General features: G+C 68.9%; 18 protein-coding genes. 10 read left to right on the forward strand and 8 right to left on the reverse strand.

The genetic code is table 11. From position 1 onward, the window contains the following. Positions 1–28: 28 nt before the first annotated feature. The 5 genes from AC3A6X_RS14565 to kdpF all read right to left on the reverse strand — a co-directional run bounded on the left by AC3A6X_RS14565 (position 29) and on the right by kdpF (position 7,606). The gene (locus AC3A6X_RS14565) at positions 29–2,770 is read right to left on the reverse strand and encodes a DUF4118 domain-containing protein (protein ID WP_487842846.1); all 2,742 of its coding nucleotides are present in this window, start codon (positions 2,768–2,770) and stop codon (positions 29–31) included. Between the two features lie 154 nt (positions 2,771–2,924). Then, positions 2,925–3,497 (reverse strand): potassium-transporting ATPase subunit KdpC, encoded by a 573-nt coding sequence (gene kdpC, locus AC3A6X_RS14570; RefSeq protein ID WP_487842847.1) that lies wholly within the window; start codon positions 3,495–3,497, stop codon positions 2,925–2,927. Between the two features lie 14 nt (positions 3,498–3,511). After that, positions 3,512–5,644 (reverse strand): potassium-transporting ATPase subunit KdpB, encoded by a 2,133-nt coding sequence (kdpB, locus tag AC3A6X_RS14575; protein ID WP_487842879.1) that lies wholly within the window; start codon positions 5,642–5,644, stop codon positions 3,512–3,514. Positions 5,645–5,703: 59 nt separating this feature from the next. After that, a complete protein-coding gene (gene kdpA, locus AC3A6X_RS14580; protein WP_487842848.1) occupies positions 5,704–7,506 on the reverse strand; it encodes a potassium-transporting ATPase subunit KdpA in 1,803 nt (600 codons plus the stop codon). A gap of 1 nt (position 7,507) precedes the next feature. Next, positions 7,508–7,606, reverse strand: a complete 99-nt coding sequence (gene kdpF, locus AC3A6X_RS14585) for a K(+)-transporting ATPase subunit F (protein ID WP_106558996.1) — start codon at positions 7,604–7,606, stop codon at positions 7,508–7,510. A 337-nt stretch (positions 7,607–7,943) separates the two neighbouring features. Between kdpF and AC3A6X_RS14590 the strand changes: the two genes are divergently transcribed. Both AC3A6X_RS14590 and AC3A6X_RS14595 read left to right on the forward strand, forming a co-directional pair. Further along, positions 7,944–8,156, forward strand: a complete 213-nt coding sequence (locus AC3A6X_RS14590; RefSeq protein ID WP_106558995.1) for a hypothetical protein — start codon at positions 7,944–7,946, stop codon at positions 8,154–8,156. A 148-nt stretch (positions 8,157–8,304) separates the two neighbouring features. Next, a complete protein-coding gene (locus tag AC3A6X_RS14595) occupies positions 8,305–9,267 on the forward strand; it encodes a Bug family tripartite tricarboxylate transporter substrate binding protein (RefSeq protein ID WP_487842849.1) in 963 nt (320 codons plus the stop codon). 4 nt (positions 9,268–9,271) lie between these two features. Here AC3A6X_RS14595 and AC3A6X_RS14600 read toward each other — a convergent pair whose 3' ends face one another. Beyond that, entirely contained in the window at positions 9,272–10,036 is a 765-nt protein-coding gene (locus AC3A6X_RS14600; RefSeq protein WP_487842850.1) for an SDR family NAD(P)-dependent oxidoreductase, read from the reverse strand. On the opposite strand from AC3A6X_RS14600, the gene AC3A6X_RS14605 reads away from it, so the two are divergent. Further along, positions 10,035–10,784 carry an SOS response-associated peptidase gene (locus AC3A6X_RS14605; RefSeq protein ID WP_487842851.1) on the forward strand — a complete coding sequence of 250 codons (750 nt, stop codon included), beginning with the start codon at positions 10,035–10,037 and terminating at the stop codon, positions 10,782–10,784. The genes AC3A6X_RS14600 and AC3A6X_RS14605 overlap by 2 nt on opposite strands. An 8-nt stretch (positions 10,785–10,792) precedes the next feature. On the opposite strand, the gene AC3A6X_RS14610 is transcribed toward AC3A6X_RS14605, so the two are convergent. Then, the gene (locus tag AC3A6X_RS14610; protein ID WP_487842852.1) at positions 10,793–11,527 is read right to left on the reverse strand and encodes a Crp/Fnr family transcriptional regulator; all 735 of its coding nucleotides are present in this window, start codon (positions 11,525–11,527) and stop codon (positions 10,793–10,795) included. Positions 11,528–11,611: 84 nt separating this feature from the next. Between AC3A6X_RS14610 and AC3A6X_RS14615 the strand changes: the two genes are divergently transcribed. From AC3A6X_RS14615 to AC3A6X_RS14645, 7 genes are all read left to right on the forward strand, one after another. Beyond that, positions 11,612–13,570: an AMP-dependent synthetase/ligase gene (locus tag AC3A6X_RS14615; RefSeq protein WP_487842853.1), complete on the forward strand. Its 1,959-nt coding sequence runs from the start codon at positions 11,612–11,614 to the stop codon at positions 13,568–13,570. Next, a complete protein-coding gene (locus AC3A6X_RS14620) occupies positions 13,567–14,400 on the forward strand; it encodes an ABC transporter ATP-binding protein (protein ID WP_487842854.1) in 834 nt (277 codons plus the stop codon). The genes AC3A6X_RS14615 and AC3A6X_RS14620 overlap by 4 nt, the downstream gene beginning before the upstream one ends. Then, positions 14,400–15,329, forward strand: coding sequence for a branched-chain amino acid ABC transporter permease (locus tag AC3A6X_RS14625; RefSeq protein ID WP_487842855.1), 930 nt, complete (start codon positions 14,400–14,402; stop codon positions 15,327–15,329). The genes AC3A6X_RS14620 and AC3A6X_RS14625 overlap by 1 nt, the downstream gene beginning before the upstream one ends. 3 nt (positions 15,330–15,332) lie before the next feature. Next, the gene (locus tag AC3A6X_RS14630; protein WP_487842856.1) at positions 15,333–16,409 is read left to right on the forward strand and encodes a branched-chain amino acid ABC transporter permease; all 1,077 of its coding nucleotides are present in this window, start codon (positions 15,333–15,335) and stop codon (positions 16,407–16,409) included. 79 nt (positions 16,410–16,488) lie between these two features. Next, complete coding sequence (locus AC3A6X_RS14635; protein WP_487842857.1) at positions 16,489–17,823, forward strand: ABC transporter substrate-binding protein; 1,335 nt, start codon at positions 16,489–16,491, stop codon at positions 17,821–17,823. Positions 17,824–17,904: 81 nt separating this feature from the next. Further along, entirely contained in the window at positions 17,905–18,711 is an 807-nt protein-coding gene (locus AC3A6X_RS14640; protein ID WP_487842858.1) for an ABC transporter ATP-binding protein, read from the forward strand. Further along, on the forward strand, positions 18,708–19,955 hold the full coding sequence (locus AC3A6X_RS14645; RefSeq protein WP_487842859.1) for a phenylacetate--CoA ligase family protein: 1,248 nt from the start codon (positions 18,708–18,710) through the stop codon (positions 19,953–19,955). Before AC3A6X_RS14640 ends, AC3A6X_RS14645 begins: the two co-directional genes overlap by 4 nt. Before the next feature lie 97 nt (positions 19,956–20,052). On the opposite strand, the gene AC3A6X_RS14650 is transcribed toward AC3A6X_RS14645, so the two are convergent. Beyond that, the gene (locus tag AC3A6X_RS14650) at positions 20,053–20,610 is read right to left on the reverse strand and encodes a type 1 glutamine amidotransferase domain-containing protein (protein WP_487842860.1); all 558 of its coding nucleotides are present in this window, start codon (positions 20,608–20,610) and stop codon (positions 20,053–20,055) included. Positions 20,611–20,683 lie beyond the last annotated feature (73 nt).

The following is a 20,683-nucleotide window of genomic DNA, read 5'->3' on the forward strand; positions in this document are numbered from 1 at the left end:
TCGGGGAATCAGGAACGGGAGCGAATTTTCACACCGTCTCCTCGGCCGACGGGGCCTCCCGCCGAGGCAGCGTCACCGTGAACTCGGCCCCGCCGTCCACCGCATTGGCGGCCGTGATCTCGCCGCCGTGCGCGCTGACCACCGCCTTGCAGATCGCCAGCCCCAGCCCCACGCCGGGCGTGGCCGACTCGGCCTGGCCGCGCGTGAACTTGTCGAACAGGGTCTGCTCGCGGCCCCTGAGCGCCGCCGGCAGCCCGGGCCCGTGGTCGCGCACGCCGAGCACCAGCGAGCGCTCGGTGGTGCGCGCACTGACCACGACCGGCGCGGCGCCGTACTTGCCGGCGTTCTCCAGCAGGTTGACCAGCACGCGCTCGATCAGCACGGCATCGAACTCGACCAGCGGGAGGTCGGGCGGCAGCTCGGTCCGCACCGTCGTCTCGCCGAGCGCGGGCCGCGCCGCGCGGATCGCCGCGCCCACCACCTCCTCGACCGACTGCCATTCGCGCCGCAGCTGGACCGCGCCGCCGGCGATGCCGCTTTCGAGTCGCGCCATGTCCAGCAGGTTGTTGACCAGCGCGTGCAGCTGGTGCGCCTGCACGACGATGGCGCGAGCCACTGCCGGCCGGTCGACCCCGCCCACGCCGGGCGGCGCCTGCAGCGACTCGGCCAGCGCGATCAGCGCCGTCAGCGGCGTGCGCACGTCGTGGGAGATCGCGCCCAGCAAGGCGTTGCGCAGGCGCTCCGACTCCATCTCGACCACCGCCTGCTGCGCCACGTCGACGTAGTGCACCCGCTCCAGCGCGATCGCGATCTGCCGCGCGAGCGTGTCGAGCTGCTGCGCCTGCTCCGGGATCATCAGCCAGCGCGGCTGGGCCGGCTCCAGCGCGAGCACGCCGCGCACCCGCATCGGCGCCTTCAGCGGCACGTAGTGCCAGGGCTGCGCCGCCAGCGTGGCGGTGGCCAGGCCGGCCGGCTGGCCCTGGCGGAAGGTCCAGTCGGCGACGCTGGGATCGAAGCCGGGCGGCGGCTCGGCGGGGGTCGCCAGCCGGTCGTTCGCATCGGTCACCAGCACCAGCGCGCGCCCGCCGAAATGGCCCTGCACCGCGTCCGCGCCCAGTTGCGCCACCTGCGAGGTCTCGAGCGCCGCCGACAGCTCGCGCGTGAGCTCGAACAGCGACTGCGCGCGCCGCTCGCGGCTGGTCGAGACGCCGGCCGCGAAGCGCAGCCCCGCGGTGAGCTGGCCGACCAGCAGGCCCACGCCCAGCATGACCACGAAGGTCAGCAGGTACTGCACGTCGCTGACCGCGAAGGACAGGCGCGGCGAGACGAAGAAGAAGTCGAAGGCCGCGACGTTGAGCAGCGCCGCAAAGGCCGCCGGCCCGCGGCCGAAGCGCATCGCCACGCCAACCACCCCGAGCAGGAACAGCATCACGATGTTGGCGAGCTCCAGCCTGCCCGCCAGCGGCGTGGCCAGCAGCGTGACGGCGACGCAGCTGGCCGCGGCCCAGGCATAGCCGGGCCAGCGCGCGTGCGGGCGGTCGCTGTCCTCGACGTCGGAGGTGCCGCGCCGGCCCGGCCGCGGCGGGGCCAGGCGGCGCGAGCTGTCGGCGCGCGCCGCCTCGACGATGTCGATGCCGGGTGCATGTCGCGCGAGCTCGCGCGTCAGCACCCGCTGGGGCCACCAGCGCCGCCAGCCCTGCGCCGGCTCCGGCCGTCCCACCACCAGCGTCGCGCAGTTCAGGCGCTGGGCCTGGGCCGCGAGCGCCTCGGCCACGTTCTCGCCGGTCAGCACCGCGGTCTCGGCGCCCAGCTCTTCCGCAAGCTGGAGCGTCGCAAGGATGCGGTCGCGCTGCGCCGCTTCCAGCCGCTGCAGCCGCGGCGTCTCGACATAGGCCGCATGCCAGCGCACGCTGAGCTGGCCGGCCAGCCGCGCCGCGGTGCGCACCGTCTGGCCCGCGCCCTCGTGCGGGCCGACGCAAGCGAGGATCGCGCCGGAGGTGTTCCAGGCCGGCGGCCCTGCCTCGCCCCCGCGCCCGGACTGCTCGATGCGCCAGCCGCGCACGTCGTCTTCCACGTGCTCGGCGGTGCGCCGCAGCGCGATCTCGCGCAGCGCGATGAGGTTGCCCTTGCGGAAGAAGTTCTGCGCCGCGCGCTCGGCCTGCTGCGGCAGGTAGACCTTGCCGGCCGCGAGGCGGGCGGTGAGCTCGTCGGGCGTGACGTCGACCAGCACCACTTCGTCAGCTTCGTCGAGCACGGTGTCGGGCACGGTCTCATGCACGCGCACGCCCGTGATCGCGCCCACCGTGCCGTTGAGGCTTTCGAGGTGCTGGACATTGAGCGCCGACCAGACCTCGATGCCCGCGGCCAGCAGCTCCTGCACGTCCTGCCAGCGCTTGGCGTGGCGCGAGCCGGGTGCGTTGGAATGCGCGAGCTCGTCGACCAGCAGCACCGCGGGCTTGCGCGCCAATGCGCCATCGAGATCGAACTCGGCCAGGTTGCGGCCGCGGTAAGGCACCTCGCGCAGCGGCAGCGTCTCCAGGCCGGCCAGCAGCGCCGCGGTTTCGCTGCGGCCGTGCGTCTCGACCACCCCGATCGCCACGTCGCGCCCGCTCGCACGCTCGCGCTGCGCGGCACTCAGCATGGCCCAGGTCTTGCCGACGCCCGCGCTGGCGCCGAAGTAGATGCGCAGCTTGCCGCGCTGCGCTTGCGCTTCCTGCGCGCGCAGCTCGGCCAGCAGGGCGTCGGGGTCGGGGCGGGCAGCGTCGTTCATGGGGCGGGCCAACGCATCAGGTTATCGCATCGGCCTGTTCCTTCGACGGCTCCGGCGCGCGGCACGCGACACCATGAACCAGGCAAAGCCCAGCGGAACGAAGAAGGCCGCCAGCGCGCAGAGGGCATGGAGCCAGGAGTCGGTCATGGCCGGTTCAGCGTGTTGCGTCGAGCGCCAGGTTGAGCGCGAGCACGTTCACGCGCGGCTCGCCGAGCAGCCCGAGCAACGGGCCCTCGGTATGGTCCTCGATGAGCTTCTGGACGCGCTCGGGCGGCAACTTGTGCAGCCGCGCCACGCGCGCCGCCTGGTAGCGCGCCGCGGCCGGGCTGATGTGCGGATCGAGCCCACTGGCCGAGGCCGTGACCAGGTCCACCGGCACCGGCTGCGCGTTGCCCGGATCGGCCGCGCGCAACGCCTCGACCCGGCTCTTGACGGCATCGGCCAGCGCCGGGTTCAGCGGCCCCTGGTTGGAGCCGCTGGAGGCGCCCGCGTTGTAGGGCATGGGCGCAGTGGCCGAGGGGCGGCCCCAGAAGTGCGCCGGATCGCTGAAGTTCTGGCCGATCAGCGAAGAGCCCACCGGCTTGCCGCCGCGCAGCACCAGGCTGCCCTCGGCCTGCGCCGGGAACAGCGCCTGCGCGGCGCCGGTCACGGCCAGCGGATAGAGAAGCCCGGTCAGCGCGCTGAGCAGCAGGAAGATCACGAGCGTCGGACGAAGGATCTTGAACATGGAGATGGCTTTCTTCAGACCAGATGGATGGCGACCAGCAGCCAGTCGATGAGCTTGATGCCGATGAAGGGAACGACCAGGCCGCCCAGGCCGTAGATCGCCAGGTTGCGGCGCAGCAGCGCGGCGGCGCCCACCGGCCGGTAACGCACGCCCTTCAGCGCGAGCGGGATCAGGAACACGATGACCAGCGCGTTGAAGATCACCGCCGACAGGATGGCCGACGACGGGCTGGCCAGCCGCATCACATTGAGCGCCGCAAGCTGCGGATAGGTCGAGACGAAGATCGCCGGGATGATGGCGAAGTACTTCGCCACGTCGTTGGCGATCGAGAAGGTGGTGAGCGAGCCGCGCGTCATCAAGAGCGCCTTTCCGGTCTCCACCACCTCCAGCAGCTTGGTCGGGTTGGAGTCGAGGTCGACCATGTTGCCGGCCTCCTTGGCGGCCTGCGTGCCCGTGCCCATGGCCACCGCCACGTCGGCCTGCGCCAGCGCGGGCGCGTCGTTGGTGCCGTCGCCTGTCATCGCGACCAGGCGGCCTTCGGACTGGTACTTGCGAATCAGCGCCAGCTTGTCCTCGGGCGTGGCCTCGGCCAGGAAGTCGTCGACGCCGGCCTCGGCTGCGATGGCGGCGGCCGTGAGCTTGTTGTCGCCGGTGATCATCACCGTGCGGATGCCCATGCGGCGCAACTCGGCGAAGCGCTCGCGGATGTCGGTCTTGACGATGTCCTTGAGCTCGACGATGCCCAGCACGCGCTTGTCCTCGGCCACCGCCAGCGGCGTGCTGCCGCGGCGTGCAACCTCGTCGGCGGCGCGCAGGACCTCGGGCGGCATCGTGCCGCCGAGCGCCTCCACGTGGCGGCGCACGGCGTCGACCGCGCCCTTGCGCAGCGGAACGTGGTCGGCGTCGAGGCTGTTGGGTGCGGCCGGCAGGTCCACGCCGCTCATGCGCGTCTGCGCGGTGAAGGGCACGAAGCGCGTGCCCTCGGGCCCTGCCTCGTCGACGCCGCCGCGGCGCGCCAGTTCGACGATGCTGCGGCCCTCGGGCGTCTCGTCGGCCAACGAAGCCAGCAGCGCGGCGCGTGCCAGCCGCTGCTGCACCACGCCCGGTGCCAGCAGGAAGGCGCTGGCCTGGCGGTTGCCGAGCGTGATGGTGCCGGTCTTGTCGAGCAGCAGCACGTCGACGTCGCCCGCCGCTTCCACCGCGCGGCCCGAGGTCGCGATCACGTTGGCCTGCATCATGCGGCTCATGCCGGCCACGCCCACGGCCGACAGCAGACCGCCGATGGTGGTCGGGATCAGGCACACCAGAAGCGCCACCAGCGCCGTCAGCGGCACCACCGTGCCCGCGTTCATCGCGCCCACGCTGAAGATGGAGTACGGCAGCAGCGTGACCGTGACCATCAGGAACACCAGCGTCAGCGCCACCAGCAGGATGGTGAGCGCGATCTCGTTGGGCGTCTTCTGGCGCTTGGCGGCCTCGACCATGCCGATCATGCGGTCGAGGAAGGACTCGCCCGGGTTGACCGTGATGCGCACCACCAGCCAGTCGGACAGCACGCGCGTGCCGCCGGTCACGGCCGAGAAGTCGCCGCCCGACTCGCGCACCACCGGCGCCGATTCGCCGGTGATGGCGCTCTCGTCGACCGAGGCCACGCCCTCGATCACTTCCCCGTCCAGCGGGATCACGTCATGGGCCTCGACCAGCACCACGTCGCCGCGGCGCAGCTCCGGCGCCTGCAACGGCAGCCACTTGCCGCCGTGATAAGGCTCGACCATCTTCTTGGCCCAGGTGTCCTTGCGCAGGCCGCGCAGCGAGGCGGCTTGCGCCTTGCTGCGGCCTTCGGCGAGGGCCTCGGCGAAGTTGGCGAAGAGCACGGTGAACCACAGCCAGATCGAGATCGCCAGCACGAAGGCCGGCGCCATGCCGGTGTCGCCCGGGAAGCTCAGCGCATGCGCCCACAAGAGCGTCGTGAGGATGCTGCCGATGTAGACGATGAACATCACCGGGTTGCGCCACTGCACGCGCGGGTCCAGCTTGGCGACGGCGGCCCACAGCGCGGGGCGCACCAGGGAGGCGTCGAAGAGGCCGAGGTGCTTTTTCTTGCGGGCCTGGGTCTTGGCTTCAGCCACGGCCTGGACTTCGGCCATGGCCTGGGCGGGCTCGCCCAGCGGGATCGAGGAGAGATTCTTCTTCATGGTCTGCGACCTCATTTCCACAGCAACAGGTGCTCGACGACGGGGCCGAGCGCCAGCGCCGGCACATAGTTGAGCAAGCCAACGAGCAGCACGGTGCCGATCAGCAGCGCCACGAACAGCGGGCCGTGCGTGGGCATGGTGCCGGCCGTGGCCGGCAGGCGCTTCTTGGCGGCCAGCGAGCCCGCGATGGCGAGCACCGGCACGATCACGCCGAAACGGCCGAACCACATCGCGACGGCCAGCATCGCGTTGTAGAAGGGCGTGTTGGCCGACAGGCCGGCAAAGGCGCTGCCGTTGTTGTTGCCGGCCGAGGTGAAGGCATAGAGGATCTCGGAGAAGCCATGGGCGCCCGGGTTCGCGATGCCCCCCTTGCCGGGATCGGCGATGACGGCGACGGCCGTTCCGGCCAGCACCAGGATCGGCGTGACCAGGATCGCGATCGACGTCAGCTTCATCTCGCGGATCTCGATCTTCTTGCCCAGGTACTCGGGCGTGCGGCCGATCATCAGGCCGGCAATGAACACCGCCAGCACCGCGAAGATCAGCATGCCGTACAGGCCCGAGCCGACGCCGCCGAACACCACCTCGCCGAGCTGCATCAGCACCAGCGGCACCATGCCGCCCAGCGGGGTGAAGGAGTCGTGCATGGCGATCACCGCGCCGCAGGAGGCGGCGGTGGTGATGGCCGCGAAGAGCGCGGAGGCGTCGATGCCGAAGCGCAGCTCCTTGCCTTCCATGTTGCCGCCGACCTGCAGCGCGCTGGCCGCCTGGTCGACGCCGAGCGGCGGCAGGAGCGGGTTGCCGGCGTGCTCGGCCGGGATCACCGCGATCACGGCCAGCACGAACAGCACGGTCATCGCCGCGAGGAGGGCCCAGCCCTGGCGCAGGTCGCCGACCACGCGGCCGAAGGCGAAGCACAGCGCGGCCGGGATCAGGAAGATCGCGATCATCTGCACGAAGTTCGCGAGCGCCGTCGGGTTCTCGTAGGGGTGCGCCGAGTTGGCGTTGAAGAAGCCGCCGCCGTTGGTGCCCAGCATCTTGATCGCCTCCTGCGAGGCGACCGGGCCCATGGCCAGGGTCTGGGTGGTGGTGCTCGCGGCCTCGGTCACCGCGTTGCCGGCCGCGTCCTTCAGCGGTTGGCCGGCAGCGTCGAGCTTGGGGTTCTGGTAGGCCGTGGCTTCCAGCGTGGTCACCGTCTTGTAGGTGTCGAAGTTCTGGATCACGCCCTGGCCCACGAACACGATGGCGATCACGAACGAGATCGGCAGCAGCAACCAGGCGGTGATGCGGGTCACGTCCGTCCAGAAGTTGCCGACGAAGCCTCTGCCGTCCGTGTTGCGCGCCGCGAAGCCGCGCGCCAGCGCGAAGGCGACCGCGATGCCGGTGGCGGCGGAGAGGAAGTTTTGCACCGTGAGCCCGAGCATCTGCGTGAGATAGCTCATGGTCGACTCGCCGGCGTAGCCCTGCCAGTTGGTGTTGGAGACGAAGCTCACCGCGGTGTTGAAAGCCGAATCGGGCGACACCGCGGCCATGCCGGCCGGGTTCAGCGGCAACAGGTGCTGCAGGCGCTGCAGGCCGTAGACGGCGAGCGCGCCGACGGCATTGAAGGCCAGCAGCGACAGCGCATAGCCGCGCCAGTGCATGGCACGCTCGGCATCCACGCCGGCGAGCTTGTAGAGCGGCGCTTCGGCGCGCTGCATCCAGGCGGGCAGCCGGCCTTCGCACAGCGCCGCCAACCAGCGGCCCAGCGGCCAGGCGAGCAGGCCCAGCAGCACGAGGAACAGGCCCAGGAGGGTCCAGGCGGAGGCATCCATTTCAGAATTCCTCGGCGCAGATCAGCGCGAACACCAGGTAGGCGAAGAGGATTACGGCCAGCAGGCCGGCGAATCCGTAGAGCACATCGAGGCTGATCATCGAGCCTCTCCCTTGGGCGCGTCGAGCTTGCCGAGGCCGATCACCGCCTCCGCCATGACGACCCAGAACACCGCGATGGCGGCGATCCAAACGAAATCCATCTTTCAACTCCTGCATGCGAAGCACGTGCAGGCAGTCTCGTGAGACGCACGTAAAGATGGGGAACAGAGTCGGCGGGCGGCCGTAAAGAAAGCGTAAAAACGACGCCCGCGCCGTGCGCATTTGCACACTCGCCGCGTCTTTGTGGCACGGCGCCTGCCGCTTTGTGAATTCCTCGCTAGCCGTTCGTCCTGAGCCTGCGTACAACCGGCGCATGGACTGAAAGACGAGGAATCACATGGAAACGGAAGCCATCGCACTCATCGTGGACGAACCGATTGCCGGCCACTTCTACTGGGTGCTGCAGAAGCAGGACGGCAATGACTGCCGCCCCATCGACGCCGCCGAAGGGCCGATGCCCACCTACGGCGCGGCCATGATGGCCGGCATTGCGGCGCTGCAGCGGCGCAACGATGCGCGAGGCAGCGGCGGCGCGCGGACTGTGCACTGAGGCAGCGGGCGCGCTGCGACAGACGCGCCCTTCCATCGCCCCTCGGCAAGGGCGGCATCTCGAATCGCGTACCCTTCGTCGCCCCCGATCCGGCACACTGCCGGCCCGTGCGCAGTCTTCAGGCTGCGCCTGAACGAAGAGACACCCCATGATCCGAAAGCTGCTGACCTCCGCCGTCCTCGCACTGGCCTTCGCCGCCGTGCAGGCCCAGCCCTACCCCGCCAAGCCCGTGCGACTGATCGTGCCCTTCCCGCCCGGCGGCGGCACCGACATCCTGTCGCGGCTGGTGGCCACCAAGCTGACCGAAGTCAGCAAGTGGACCGTGGTGCCCGACAACCGCGCGGGCGCCGGTGGCACCATCGGCATCGCGGAAGCGGTGCGCGCCGCGCCCACCGGCTACGACATCGTGATGGGCCAGAAGGACAACATGGTCGTCGCGCCCTGGCTCTACAAGAACCTCAGCTACGAGCCGACCAAGGACCTCGCGGCGGTGGCCCATGTGGCCTACACGCCGGTGGTGATCGTCACGCGCACGGAGTCGAAGTTCAAGACGCTGAAGGACGTGGTCGACGCTGCGCGCGCCGCGCCCGACACCATCACCTACGGCTCGCCCGGCAACGGCACCACCATCCACCTGGCCGGCGAGATCTTCAAGAGCGCGGCCAACATCAAGATGCGCCACGTGCCCTACAAGGGCTCGAACCCCGCGATGATGGACGTGCTGGCCGGCAACGTGGACCTGATGGTGTCCTCGCTGCCCTCGGCGATGGGGCAGATCAAGTCGGGCAAGCTGCGCGCACTCGCCGTGACCTCGGCCAAGCGCAGCAGCTCGCTGTCCGAGGTGCCCACCGTGGCCGAGCTGGGCTACAAGGACTTCGACGTCAGCACCTGGTACGGCCTCTTCGCGCCCGCTGGGACGCCTAAGGAAATCGTCACCACGTTGAACGCCGAGGTGAACAAGCTCTTGGCCACGCCCGAAATGAAGGCCGCGATCATCGCCCAGGGCGCCGAGCCGCAGGGCATGACGCCCGAGCAGTTCGGCACGCTGCTGAAGACCGATTACCTGAAGTGGCGCGACATCGTGAAGGCTTCGGGCGCAACCATCGAATAGCCCATCAGGGCTCGCGGACGTCGGCCACCGGCTTGCTGCCGAAGTCCGCACGCTCCAGATAGGCCAGCACCTTCGCCGCCGCCTCCTCGGCTGACCAGAGCTGGCCCTGGGCCTTGAGCCGCTCGAAGCGCGCGCGGTCCGGGAACAGGGCCGCATCGCTTTCGCGCAGCTGCACCTGCATGTCGGTGTCGATCACGCCGGGCGCGAGCGAGACGATCTTCGCGCCGCCGCCCAGCGACTCCTCCTCCAGCGCCACTGCGCGCGAGAAATGGTCCATGCCCGCCTTGGCCGCGCAGTAGGGCGCCTGGCTGGCCATGGCGTTACGCCCCAGGCCCGACGAAATGTTGAGCACCTTGCGCTCGCCGCGCCAGCCGCGGGTGGCGCCGAGGAAGGCGGAGGTGAGCAGCAACGGCGCCTCCAGCCCGACGCGCAACGCCTGCGACAGCTCGGCCGCCACCGCCTGCGACAGCGGCCCGATACGGCCGACGGCACCGGCGTTGTTGATCAGCGCGACGCCATCGAAGGACTGCCCGTCCAGGCCCTGCAGCCAGGCCGCGAGCCGCGTCGCCGCCGGCACCGGGTCCGCCAGGTCCTGCTGCCATTGCTCGAGCTCGGTGCCCGCTTCGCGTGCGCGCGCGGCGAGCTGCTCGTCGGCCCGGCGCGCGATGCACAGCAGGCGCTGCCCCGGCTGCGCCAGCAGCTGCTCGGCCATGGCGCGGCCCAGGCCGCGCGAGGCACCGGTGATGATGGTGAGTTGGCGTGAATTCATGGCGGTTCTCGTGAAATGCGTCATCGACGGCGACATGCCGTGTGGCTCGCATGCTATCGGCGGATTGACGAAGCGCGAGGCGGCTTCTTACATTCAGCCGATGCCCATCCAGTACGAGCCTGCAAGCGACGCGCGCCATTTTGCCGAGAGCTTCGGCCTGGCCAGCCCTGCGCAGCCCTCGGTGGTCCGGCCGGGCGGGCAGGGGGTCTTCATCCGCCGGCCGCGGGGCGACCGCGAGGGCAGCGCCATCACCGCGCGCTTCGAGGCGGCCGAGGGCCGCTGGGGCCTGGTTCCCCTGTTCGCCAAGGAGCGCGACTACCCCCACACCTTCGAAGCCCGCGGCGAGACGGCCGCGAGCGAACGCAACTTCTACCAGCCCTGGAAGCGCGGCCACCGTTGCGTGGTGCTGGCCGATGCGCTTTACCGTCGCGGCGACAGCGAGAAAACGGTGGTGCGCGTCACCCGCGCCGATGGCCAGCCGCTGGCGATGGCCGGCCTGTGGAACGGCTGGCGCGCCCCGGACGGCGAGTGCGTCGAGAGCTTCGCGCTGCTGACGCTACCGGCCGTGGAGCAACCCTCGCAGCGCCGCGTGGTGTTCCTGCGCGAGGCCTGGATCGACGACTGGCTGCATTGCCCGGTCGAGGAAACGGCTGCCTACCTGCGCCCCTACGCCCTCGACAAGCTGGTGCGCCGCGCGATCGTGCGCGACCCCAATATTCCCCTGCCGGAAAGGGCGCCCGAGGCGTGATCGCCTGATCACTCCCTGCCCGCCACCCCGCCCGCACGCAAGGCCGCGAGGTCGAGCACGCGCAGCCCGCCGTACTCGACGCGGATCGCACCCTCCGCCTGCAAGGTGCGCAGCGCCTCGTTGACGCGCTGGCGCGAGAGCCCGATCAGGTAGGCCAGCTCCTGCTGCGTGATGCGCAGCAGTTCGCCCACGCCGGGGAAGAGCACCGGGTTGAAGAGCGCCGCCAGATTGCGCGCGACGCGCGCATCGGGGTCGTTGAGCCGATCGGCCTCGCGCGCGGCGATGAACTGGCCGAGGCGCTCGTTCAGCTGGTTCATGACGAAGCGGTTGAAGCCGATCGAGTGGTCCAGCAGCCAGTGGAAATCGTCCACCGGCAGGCCCGCCACCACGCTGCGCCGCAGCGCCTGGATGTTGTAGCGGTACGGCTCGCGCTTGAGCGCCGTGCCCTCGCCGAACCAGCCGCCCGGCGGCAGGCCGCTGTAGGTCATGGAGGTGCCGTCGGCGTTGTCGTTGCTCATCTTGAGCAGGCCCTCGACCACGCCGAACCAGAAGGTGGGCGAGCGGCCGATGCGGCACACCAGGTCGCCGGGTTCGGCGTCGCCCACCACCACCGCGGCCTCCGCGCGCCGGCGTTCGGCGGGCGTGAGCGTGCGAAGCCAGGGAATGTTCTGCAGCTCCTCGGCGGTGGCCGGCCGCACGCGCTCGCGCAGGGAGGAAGCGCCGTTGGAACTGCCGTGGCTCATCGGGAAACTCCGGGGAGTACTGTCCCTAGGATTGTCGTTGAAACGACAAGCTGGCGACAAGCGGGGTTCTACAGTCCGCCCATCGTGCAAACCAACGCCAACACCTTTCCCCGCCTGCTGCTGGCCCATGCGCAGCGCCAGCCCGACGCGCCGGCCGTGCGCGAGAAGGACCTCGGCATCTGGCAGACCTGGAGCTGGTCGGCCGTCGCCCGCGAGGTGCGCGAGCTCGCCTGCGGGCTCGCCAGCCTGGGCTTCAAGCCGGGCGACAACCTGGCGATCGTCGGCGCCAACAGGCCGCACCTGTACATGGCGGTGGTGGCGGCGCAGAGCCTGCGCGGCGTGCCGGTGCCGCTGTACCAGGACGCGGTGGCGGGCGAGATGGTCTTCATGCTGGAAGACGCGGCGATCGACTTCGTGATCGCCGAGGACCAGGAGCAGGTCGACAAGCTGCTGGAGTGCCGCGAGCTGATGGCGGCCCAGGGCAAGCCGGGCCTGCGCCACATCGTCTACGACGACCCGCGGGGGCTGCGCCACTACGAGCAGCCGGGCCTGCTCGGCTACGAGGCCCTGCGCGCGCTGGGCCGCGCCTTCGACGGCGCGCAGCCGGCCTTCTTCGAGCAAAGCCTGAACGGCGCCGAACCCGGCGATGTCGCCGTGATCCTCTACACCTCGGGCACCACCGGCCGGCCCAAGGGCGTGTGCCAGACGCACGCCAGCTTCATCGCGGCGGGCCGCGGCGGCGTCGAGACCGACAAGCTCGGCCCCGGCGACAACATCATGAGCTACCTGCCGATGGCCTGGGTCGGCGACCACCTGTTCTCGGTGGCGCAATGGCTGGTGGGCGGCTTCACGCTCAACTGCCCGGAGTCCTCGGCCACGGTGATGAACGACATGCGCGAGATCGGGCCCAGCTACTACTTCGGACCGCCGCGTACCTTCGAGGGGCTGCTCACGGCCGTGTCGATCCGCATGGAGGATGCGGCGGCGCCCAAGCGCTGGCTCTACGCGAAGTTCATGGCGCTGGCGCAGCGCGTGGGCGCCGACATCCTGAACGGGGCGAAGGTGGGCCTGGGCGACCGCCTGCTCTACGGCCTGGGCGACCTTCTGATCTACGGGCCGCTGCGCAACGTGCTGGGGATGAGCCGCATCCGCGTCGCCTACACGGCGGGCGCGGCGATCGGGCCCGACCTGTTCCGCTTCTACCGATCGATCGGCGTCAACCTCAAGCAGTTCTACGGCCAGACCGAGACCTGCGCCTACGTGTGCCTGCAGCAGGACGGCAAGGTCAAGCTGCAGACCGTGGGCAGCGCGGCACCCGGCATCGAGCTGCGCATCGCGCCCGACGGCGAAGTGCTGGTGCGCGGCGTCTCGGTGCTCCAGGGGTACTACAAGCGGCCCGACGCGACGGCCGAGGTGCTCGATGCCGAGGGCTACTTCCACACCGGCGATGCCGGCGTGATCGACGCCGAAGGCCACCTGCGCATCATCGACCGCGCCAAGGACGTGGGCAAGCTCTCGCGCGGCGCGATATTCGCGCCCAACTACATCGAGAACAAGCTCAAGTTCTTTCCGCAGATCAAGGAAGCGGTGTGCTTCGGCAACGGGCGCGAGGAGGTCTGCGCGGCGATCAACATCGACTTCGAGGCCGTGGGCAACTGGGCCGAGCGCCGCGGCCTGTCCTATGGCGGCTACGTGGACCTGGCCGGCAAGCCCGAGGTGCTGCAGCTGATCGCCGAATGCGTGGAGAAGGTCAACGCCGACCTGGCCGGCGAGGAGGGCATGGGCGACACGCAGATCGCCCGCTTCCTGGTGCTGCACAAGGAGCTGGACCCCGACGACGACGAGCTCACCCGCACCCGCAAGGTGCGGCGCGGCTTCATCGCGGAGAAGTACCGCGTGCTGGTCGATGCGCTCTACGGCGGCAAGGCCGAGCAGTACATCGAGACCCAGGTCAAGTTCGAGGACGGGCGTACGGGCGTGGTCAACGCCACGCTGAAGATCGTCGAAGCCAAGCGCTTCCCACCGATGAAGGCCGCCGCATGAACGCACAGAACATCGCCGAGGCCGCCATGCTCGCCAGCGCGACCCACGGCGCGCGCCGGATCGGCGAGGTGATCCTGGACGTGCAGAACATCAGCCTGTCCTTCGGCGGCGTGAAGGCGCTGACCGACATCAGCTTCGACGTGCGCGAGCACGAGGTGCGCGCCATCATCGGGCCCAACGGCGCGGGCAAGAGTTCCATGCTCAACTGCATCAACGGCGTCTACCAGCCGCAGCAGGGCTCGATCACCTTCCGCGGGCAGCACTTCAGGCACATGAACTCGCGCCAGGTGGCCGAGATGGGCGTGGCACGCACGTTCCAGAACCTGGCGCTGTTCAAGGGCATGAGCGTGCTCGACAACATCATGACGGGCCGCAACCTCAAGATGAAGAGCGGCCTGTTCGCGCAGGCGCTGCGCTGGGGCCCGGCCGAGCGCGAGGAGATCGCGCACCGCGAGTTCGTCGAGCGCATCATCGACTTCCTCGAGATCCAGCCGCACCGCAAGACGCCGGTGGGCCGCCTGCCCTACGGCCTGCAGAAGCGCGTGGACCTGGGCCGCGCGCTGGCGATGGAGCCGCAGGTGCTGCTGCTGGACGAGCCCATGGCCGGCATGAACGTGGAGGAGAAGCAGGACATGAGCCGCTTCATCCTCGACGTGAACGACGAGTTCGGCTCCACCATCGTGCTGATCGAGCACGACATGGGCGTGGTGATGGACATCTCGGACCGCGTGGTGGTGCTCGACTACGGCAAGAAGATCGGGGACGGGTCGCCGGATGAAGTGCGCAACAACGAGGACGTGATCAGGGCCTACCTGGGAACGGAACACTGATGGGATTCCTGCTCGAAACCTTCATTGGCGGCCTGATGTCCGGCATGCTGTACGGACTGGTGGCGCTCGGATTCGTGCTGATCTTCAAGGCCAGCGGGGTCTTCAATTTCGCCCAGGGCGCGATGGTGCTCTTCGCGGCACTGGCGATGGCGCGACTTTCGGAATGGATCCCCAGGCTGGCGAGCTTCGATAGCAAACTCGCCGCCAATGTGCTGGCCTTCGCCGGCGCACTCGCGGCGATGATCCTGCTGGCGTGGCTGATCGAACGGCTGGTGCTCGGCAAGCTCGTCAACCAGGAAGGCATCACCCTGCTGATGGCTACGCTCGGGATTGCCTATTTTCTGGACGGATTCGGCCAGACCCTCTTCGGCAGCGATGTCTACAAGATCGACATCGGCCTGCCGAAGGATCCGTTGTTCCTTTTCGAGAGCGTGTTCCAGGGCGGCGTGCTGGTGAACAAGGAAGACGTGTACGCGGCGTCGATCGCCGCAGCCCTGGTGGTCGTGCTTTCGCTGTTCTTCCAGTACACGTCGACCGGCCGGGCTCTGCGCGCAGTGGCCGACGACCACCAAGCCGCCCAGTCGATCGGCATTCCGCTGTCGCGCGTGTGGGTCGTGGTGTGGAGCGTGGCCGGCTTCGCGGCGCTGGTGGCCGGAATGATCTGGGGCAGCAAGCTGGGGGTCCAGTTCTCGCTCAGCGTCCTGGCGCTGAAGGCGCTTCCGGTCGTCATCCTGGGTGGTCTCACGTCGGTGCCCGGCGCCATCATCGGCGGGCTGATCCTGGGCGTGGGCGAGAAGCTGTCGGAGGTGTACCTGGGCCCGCACGTCGGCGGCGGCATCGAGATCTGGTTCGGATACGTGCTGGTGCTGGTGGTCCTGCTCGTCAGGCCGCAGGGCCTCTTCGGCGAAAAAATCATCGATCGGGTCTGAACCATGTTGTATCGCGAAAACGGCCAATTCAAGACCAGCTATCGCAGCGACAGCCAGGTCTTTCCGATCCTGCAGGACCGCATCGGCATGGCGCTGCTGCTCGCGCTGGCGGTAATCGGCGTGCCGCTGCTGGCCGACGAGTACCTGTTCCGCGCCATCCTGATCCCGTTCCTGATCCTCTCGCTGGCCGCACTGGGCCTGAACATCCTGGTCGGCTACTGCGGCCAGATCTCGCTGGGCACGGGCGCCTTCATGGCAGTGGGCGCCTATGCGGCGTACAACTTCTTCGTGCGCATCGACGGCATGCCGCTGCTGCTGGCGCTGCTGCTCGGCGGCACCTGCGCCACGATGGTGGGCGTGGTGTTCGGCATCCCGAGCCTGCGGATCAAGGGTCTGTACCTGGCGGTCGCCACGCTGGCGGCGCAGTTCTTCGTCGACTGGGCGTTTCTGCGCGTCTCGTGGTTCACCAACAACTCGTCTTCCGGCTCGGTGTCGATATCAGGATTGAGCGTGCTCGGGTGGCCGATCGAGAGCCCCCACGCGAAATACCTGCTGTGCCTGGCCATCCTCGTCGTGTTCGCGATGGCGACAAAGAACCTGGTGCGCAGCCACATCGGCCGCGAATGGATGGCGATCCGCGACATGGACGTGGCCGCCGCAGTGATCGGCATCCGCCCGGTGTACGCCAAGCTCACCGCCTTCGCCGTCAGCTCGTTCATCGTCGGCGTGGCCGGCGCCTTGTGGGGCTTCGTGCACCTGGGCTCTTGGGAGCCGGCGGCATTCTCCATCGATCGTTCGTTCCAGCTGCTGTTCATGATCATCATCGGCGGACTGGGCTCGATCATGGGCAGCTTCTTCGGCGCCGGGTTCATCGTGGTGTTGCCGATATTGCTGAACCAGGCGCTGCCGGTGCTGGGCCACCTGTTCGGCATCACCATCACGACGGCATCGGTAGCGCATGCCGAGTCGATGATCTTCGGCGCCTTGATCGTGTTTTTCCTGATCGTCGAGCCGCACGGACTCGCGCGGCTCTGGTCGATCGGCAAGCAGAAGCTGCGGCTGTGGCCCTTTCCGCATTGATTTTCTCGACGGCCGACGGGCCTCTCGATCCGGCTGCACTGACGAGTGCGATTTCGATGTTCCACCAACGGAGGCACCAATGAAGAAGTTCACAACCATGGCAAGGGCAACCACGCTGGTCATCGCCAGCATCCTGCTGGGCGCAGGCGCAGCCTCGGCGCAGGAAAAGGTCCAGTTCTTTCCGAGCCTGACCGGCCGCACCGGCCCGGTCGCGCCCAACGCCACAGCGTTCGCCAACGGCTATGCGGACTACATGAAGCTGGTGAACGCTCGTGGCGGCATCAACGGCGTCAAGACCCTGGTCGAGGAATGCGAGACCGCCTACGCAACCGACCGTGGCGTCGAGTGCTATGAACGCCTGAAGGGCAAGCACGGTGGGGCCACCGTGTTCCAGCCGCTGTCCACTGGCATTACGTTCGCGCTGACTGAAAAGGTGGCGGCCGACAAGATCCCGATGATCACCTCGGGCTACGGCCGCAGCGATTCGGCTGAGGGCGGCATCTTCAAATGGAATTTCCCCCTGATCGGCCACTACTGGGTGGCCGGCGACACGCTGCTGCAGCACATCGCCAAGAAGGAAGGCGGTTGGGACAAGCTCAAGGGCAAGAAGTTCGCCGTGGTCTACCACGACAGCCCTTTCGGCAAGGAACTGCTGCCGATCCTGCAGGAGCGCGCCAAGATGCACGGCTTCGAGCTGCAGCTGCTGCCGGTGCCTGCGCCGGGCGTGGAGCAGAAGGCGATCTGGCTGCAAGTTCGCCAGCAGCGGCCCGACTTCGTGATCATGCAGACCTGGGGCATCATGACGCCCACTGCCATCAAGGAAGCCATCGCAACCGGCTATCCGCGCGAGAAGATGTTCGGCACCTGGTGGTCGGGCGCCGAGCCCGACCTGCGCGACATCGGCGCGGCTGCCAAGGGCTACAGCGCAGTGATGATGCAGCATGGCGCGGAGTTCGATTCGCCAGTGGTCAAGGAGATTCTGGAGAAGGTCCATGCCAAGGGCCAGGGCACCGGGCCGAAGGACGAAGTCGGGACCGTGATCTACATGCGCGGCGTGGTCGGCGCCTTCCTCGCGGTGGAGGGCGTGCGCGCGGCGCAGGAGCGCTTCGGCAAGGGAAAGGTGATGACCGGCGAGCAAGCGCGCTGGGGTTATGAGAATCTGAACCTCACCCAGGCCAAGCTCGATGCCAACGGCTTCAAGGGCGTGATGCGACCGGTTTCCACCAGCTGCACGGACCACATGGGCTCGGCCTGGGCGCGCGTGCATAGCTGGGACGGTGCCAAGTTCGTCTGGACGTCCGATTGGTTGCAGGCGGACGACCAGATCATCAAGCCGATGATCAAGGGCTCGGCCGAAAAGTACGGCGCCGAGAAGAAGCTGACGCGCCGCGCATCCGAGGACTGCGGAGCCTGAGGCAGTCACCCGCGGCGCGCCCGCAAAGCACCGGATCGAGCCTCCGGGCGCGCCGCCCTTGCCAAGTCCACGGATCAGAACATGTCCAACATCCTCCTCAACGTCAACGGCATCGAGGTCATCTACAACCACGTGATCCTCGTGCTCAAGGGCGTCTCGCTGAAAGTCCCGGAAGGCGGCATCGTGGCCCTGCTCGGCGGCAACGGCGCGGGCAAGACCACCACGCTGCGCGCCATCTCCAACCTGCTGGCCGGCGAGCGCGGGGCGGTAACCAAGGGCACGATCGAGCTGCGCGGCGAACGCATCGAGGCGCTGTCGCCGGCCGAGCTGGTGCGGCGCGGCTTGATCCAGGTGATGGAGGGCCGCCACTGCTTCGCCCACCTCACCATCGAGGACAACCTGATGACCGGCGCCTACACCCGCACCGACGGCAAGGCCGCGGTGGCGCAGACGCTGGAGAAGGTCTACGCGTATTTCCCGCGACTGAAGACCCGGCGCACCTCGCAGGCGGCCTACACCTCGGGCGGCGAGCAGCAGATGTGCGCCATCGGCCGCGCGCTGATGGCCAACCCCAGCATGGTGCTGCTCGACGAGCCCTCGATGGGCCTGGCACCGCAGATCGTGGACGAGGTCTTCGGCATCGTGAAAGACCTGAACCAGAAGGAGCGCGTGACCTTCCTGCTGGCCGAGCAGAACACCAACATGGCGCTGCGCTATGCCGACTACGGCTACATCCTGGAGAACGGCCGCATCGTGATGGACGGCGAGGCGCACAGCCTCAGGGAGAACGAGGACGTCAAGGAGTTCTACCTGGGCGTGGGCGGCGCGGACCGTAAGAGCTTCCGCGACGTGAAGAGCTACAAGCGCCGCAAGAGGTGGCTGGCATGACGGAGTTCTACGACAAGCTGGAGGTGCGCGACCCGGCGGAGCGCGAGCAGGACTTGCTGGCTGCGTTGCCGAAGCAGATTGCCCAGGCCCAGACCGCCGCCCCCGCCTTCGCGAAGATCCTCGACGGGGTGAAGCCCGCCGACATCGACAGCCGCGAGGCGCTGGCCCGGCTGCCCGTCACGCGCAAGTCGGAGCTGCTGGAGCGGCAGAAGGCCGAGCGGGCGCGCGATCCCTTCGGCGGCTTCTCCACCCTCCGCTTCGGCCCACGCATGCTGCGCGTGTTCGCCAGCCCCGGCACCATCTACGAGCCCGAGGGCGAGGCGCTCGACTACTGGCGCACGGCGCGCGCGCTGCATGCGGCGGGCTTTCGCAGCGGCGAGCTGGTGCACAACAGCTTCAGCTACCACATGACGCCGGCCGGCGCGATCATGGAAAGCGGCGCGCGAGCCCTGGGCTGCACCGTGTTCGCCGGCGGCACCGGCCAGACCGAGCAGCAGGTGGACGCGATCGCCGAGCTCCAGCCCGCGGGCTATGCCGGCACGCCCAGCTTTCTGAAGACCCTGCTGGAGAAGGCGGCCGAGCGGGGCATCCCCCTGCCCTCGCTGACCAAGGCACTGGTCTCGGGCGAGGCCTTCCCGCCCAGCCTGCGCGACTGGATCGCCGAGCGCGGCGTGGCCGGCACTCAGTGCTACGCGACCGCCGACCTGGGCCTGATCGCCTACGAGACCGCGGCACGCGAAGGCCTGGTGCTCGACGAGGGCGTGATCGTCGAGATCGTGCGCCCCGGCACCGGCGACCCGGTACCCGAGGGCGAGGTGGGCGAGATCGTCGTCACCACGCTGAACCCCGACTACCCGCTGATCCGCTTCGGCACCGGCGACCTCTCGGCCGTGCTGCCGGGACGCTGCCCGACCGGCCGCACCAACACCCGCATCAAGGGCTGGCTCGGCCGTGCCGACCAGACCACGAAGGTGCGCGGCATGTTCGTGCATCCGGGCCAGGTGGCGGAGATCGCGCGGCGCTTCCCGGAAGTGCGGCGCGCGCGGCTGGTGGTCGAGGGTGAGATGGGCGAGGACCGCATGACGCTCCGGCTCGAATGCGCGTCGGAGCCCGAGGGCCTGGCCGGCCGCATCGCCGAGGCGGTCCGCGATGTCACCAAGCTGCGCGGGGACATCGAGCTGATGGAGCCCGGCAGCCTGCCCAACGACGGCAAGGTGATCGAGGACGCGCGCAGCTATCGGTAGCGTCGGCCTTCGTCGATCGCAATGGCTGGATTTATGTCGCGGATGGGTTCAACAACATGATCCGGAAGATCGCTCCAGTCCGGTGATGCCGTCGTCGTCAAGCGTGCGCGTGCACGCTGGCAAAGGCTTCCACCATCACCCGATTGAAAGCCGGCAGGTCCGCCGGCTTGCGGCTCGTGATCAACGGCCCATCGGCCACCACCTCCAGATCGACCCACTTGGCGCCTGCATTCTTCAGGTCCGTGCGCAAGGAGGGCCAGGAGGTCATCGTGCGGCCCTTGACCGCGCCCGCCTCGATCAAGGTCCACGGACCGTGGCAGATGGCAGCGATGGGCTTGCCGGCCTTGACGAAATCGCGCACGAAGGCGACGGCCTGCTCGTCGATGCGCAAAGCATCGGGGTTCGCCACGCCGCCCGGCAGCACCAGGGCATCGTATTCATGGGCGGCTGCCTGCTGCAGCGGCACGTCGACGTCGAAGCGGTCGGCCGGCGCATGGTGCTTCCAGCCGCGCACGCCGCCGTTCTTCGGGGAGATCAGGCTGGTGTCCGCGCCGGCGGCCTCGAGGGCCTTGCGGGGCTCGGTCATCTCGGACTGCTCGAAGCCGTCCGTCACGAGGATGGCAATCTTCATGCCCTCGAGCTGGCGTTTGATCATGGGAGGTCCTTTCATGCAAGTGGAAATTCCACGCTAAGGCCGCCCGCTCGCCGGGGGATGGGCCTGTGCCGAT

It is taken from the genome of Variovorax sp. Soil_C_12 (genome assembly GCF_057657375.1).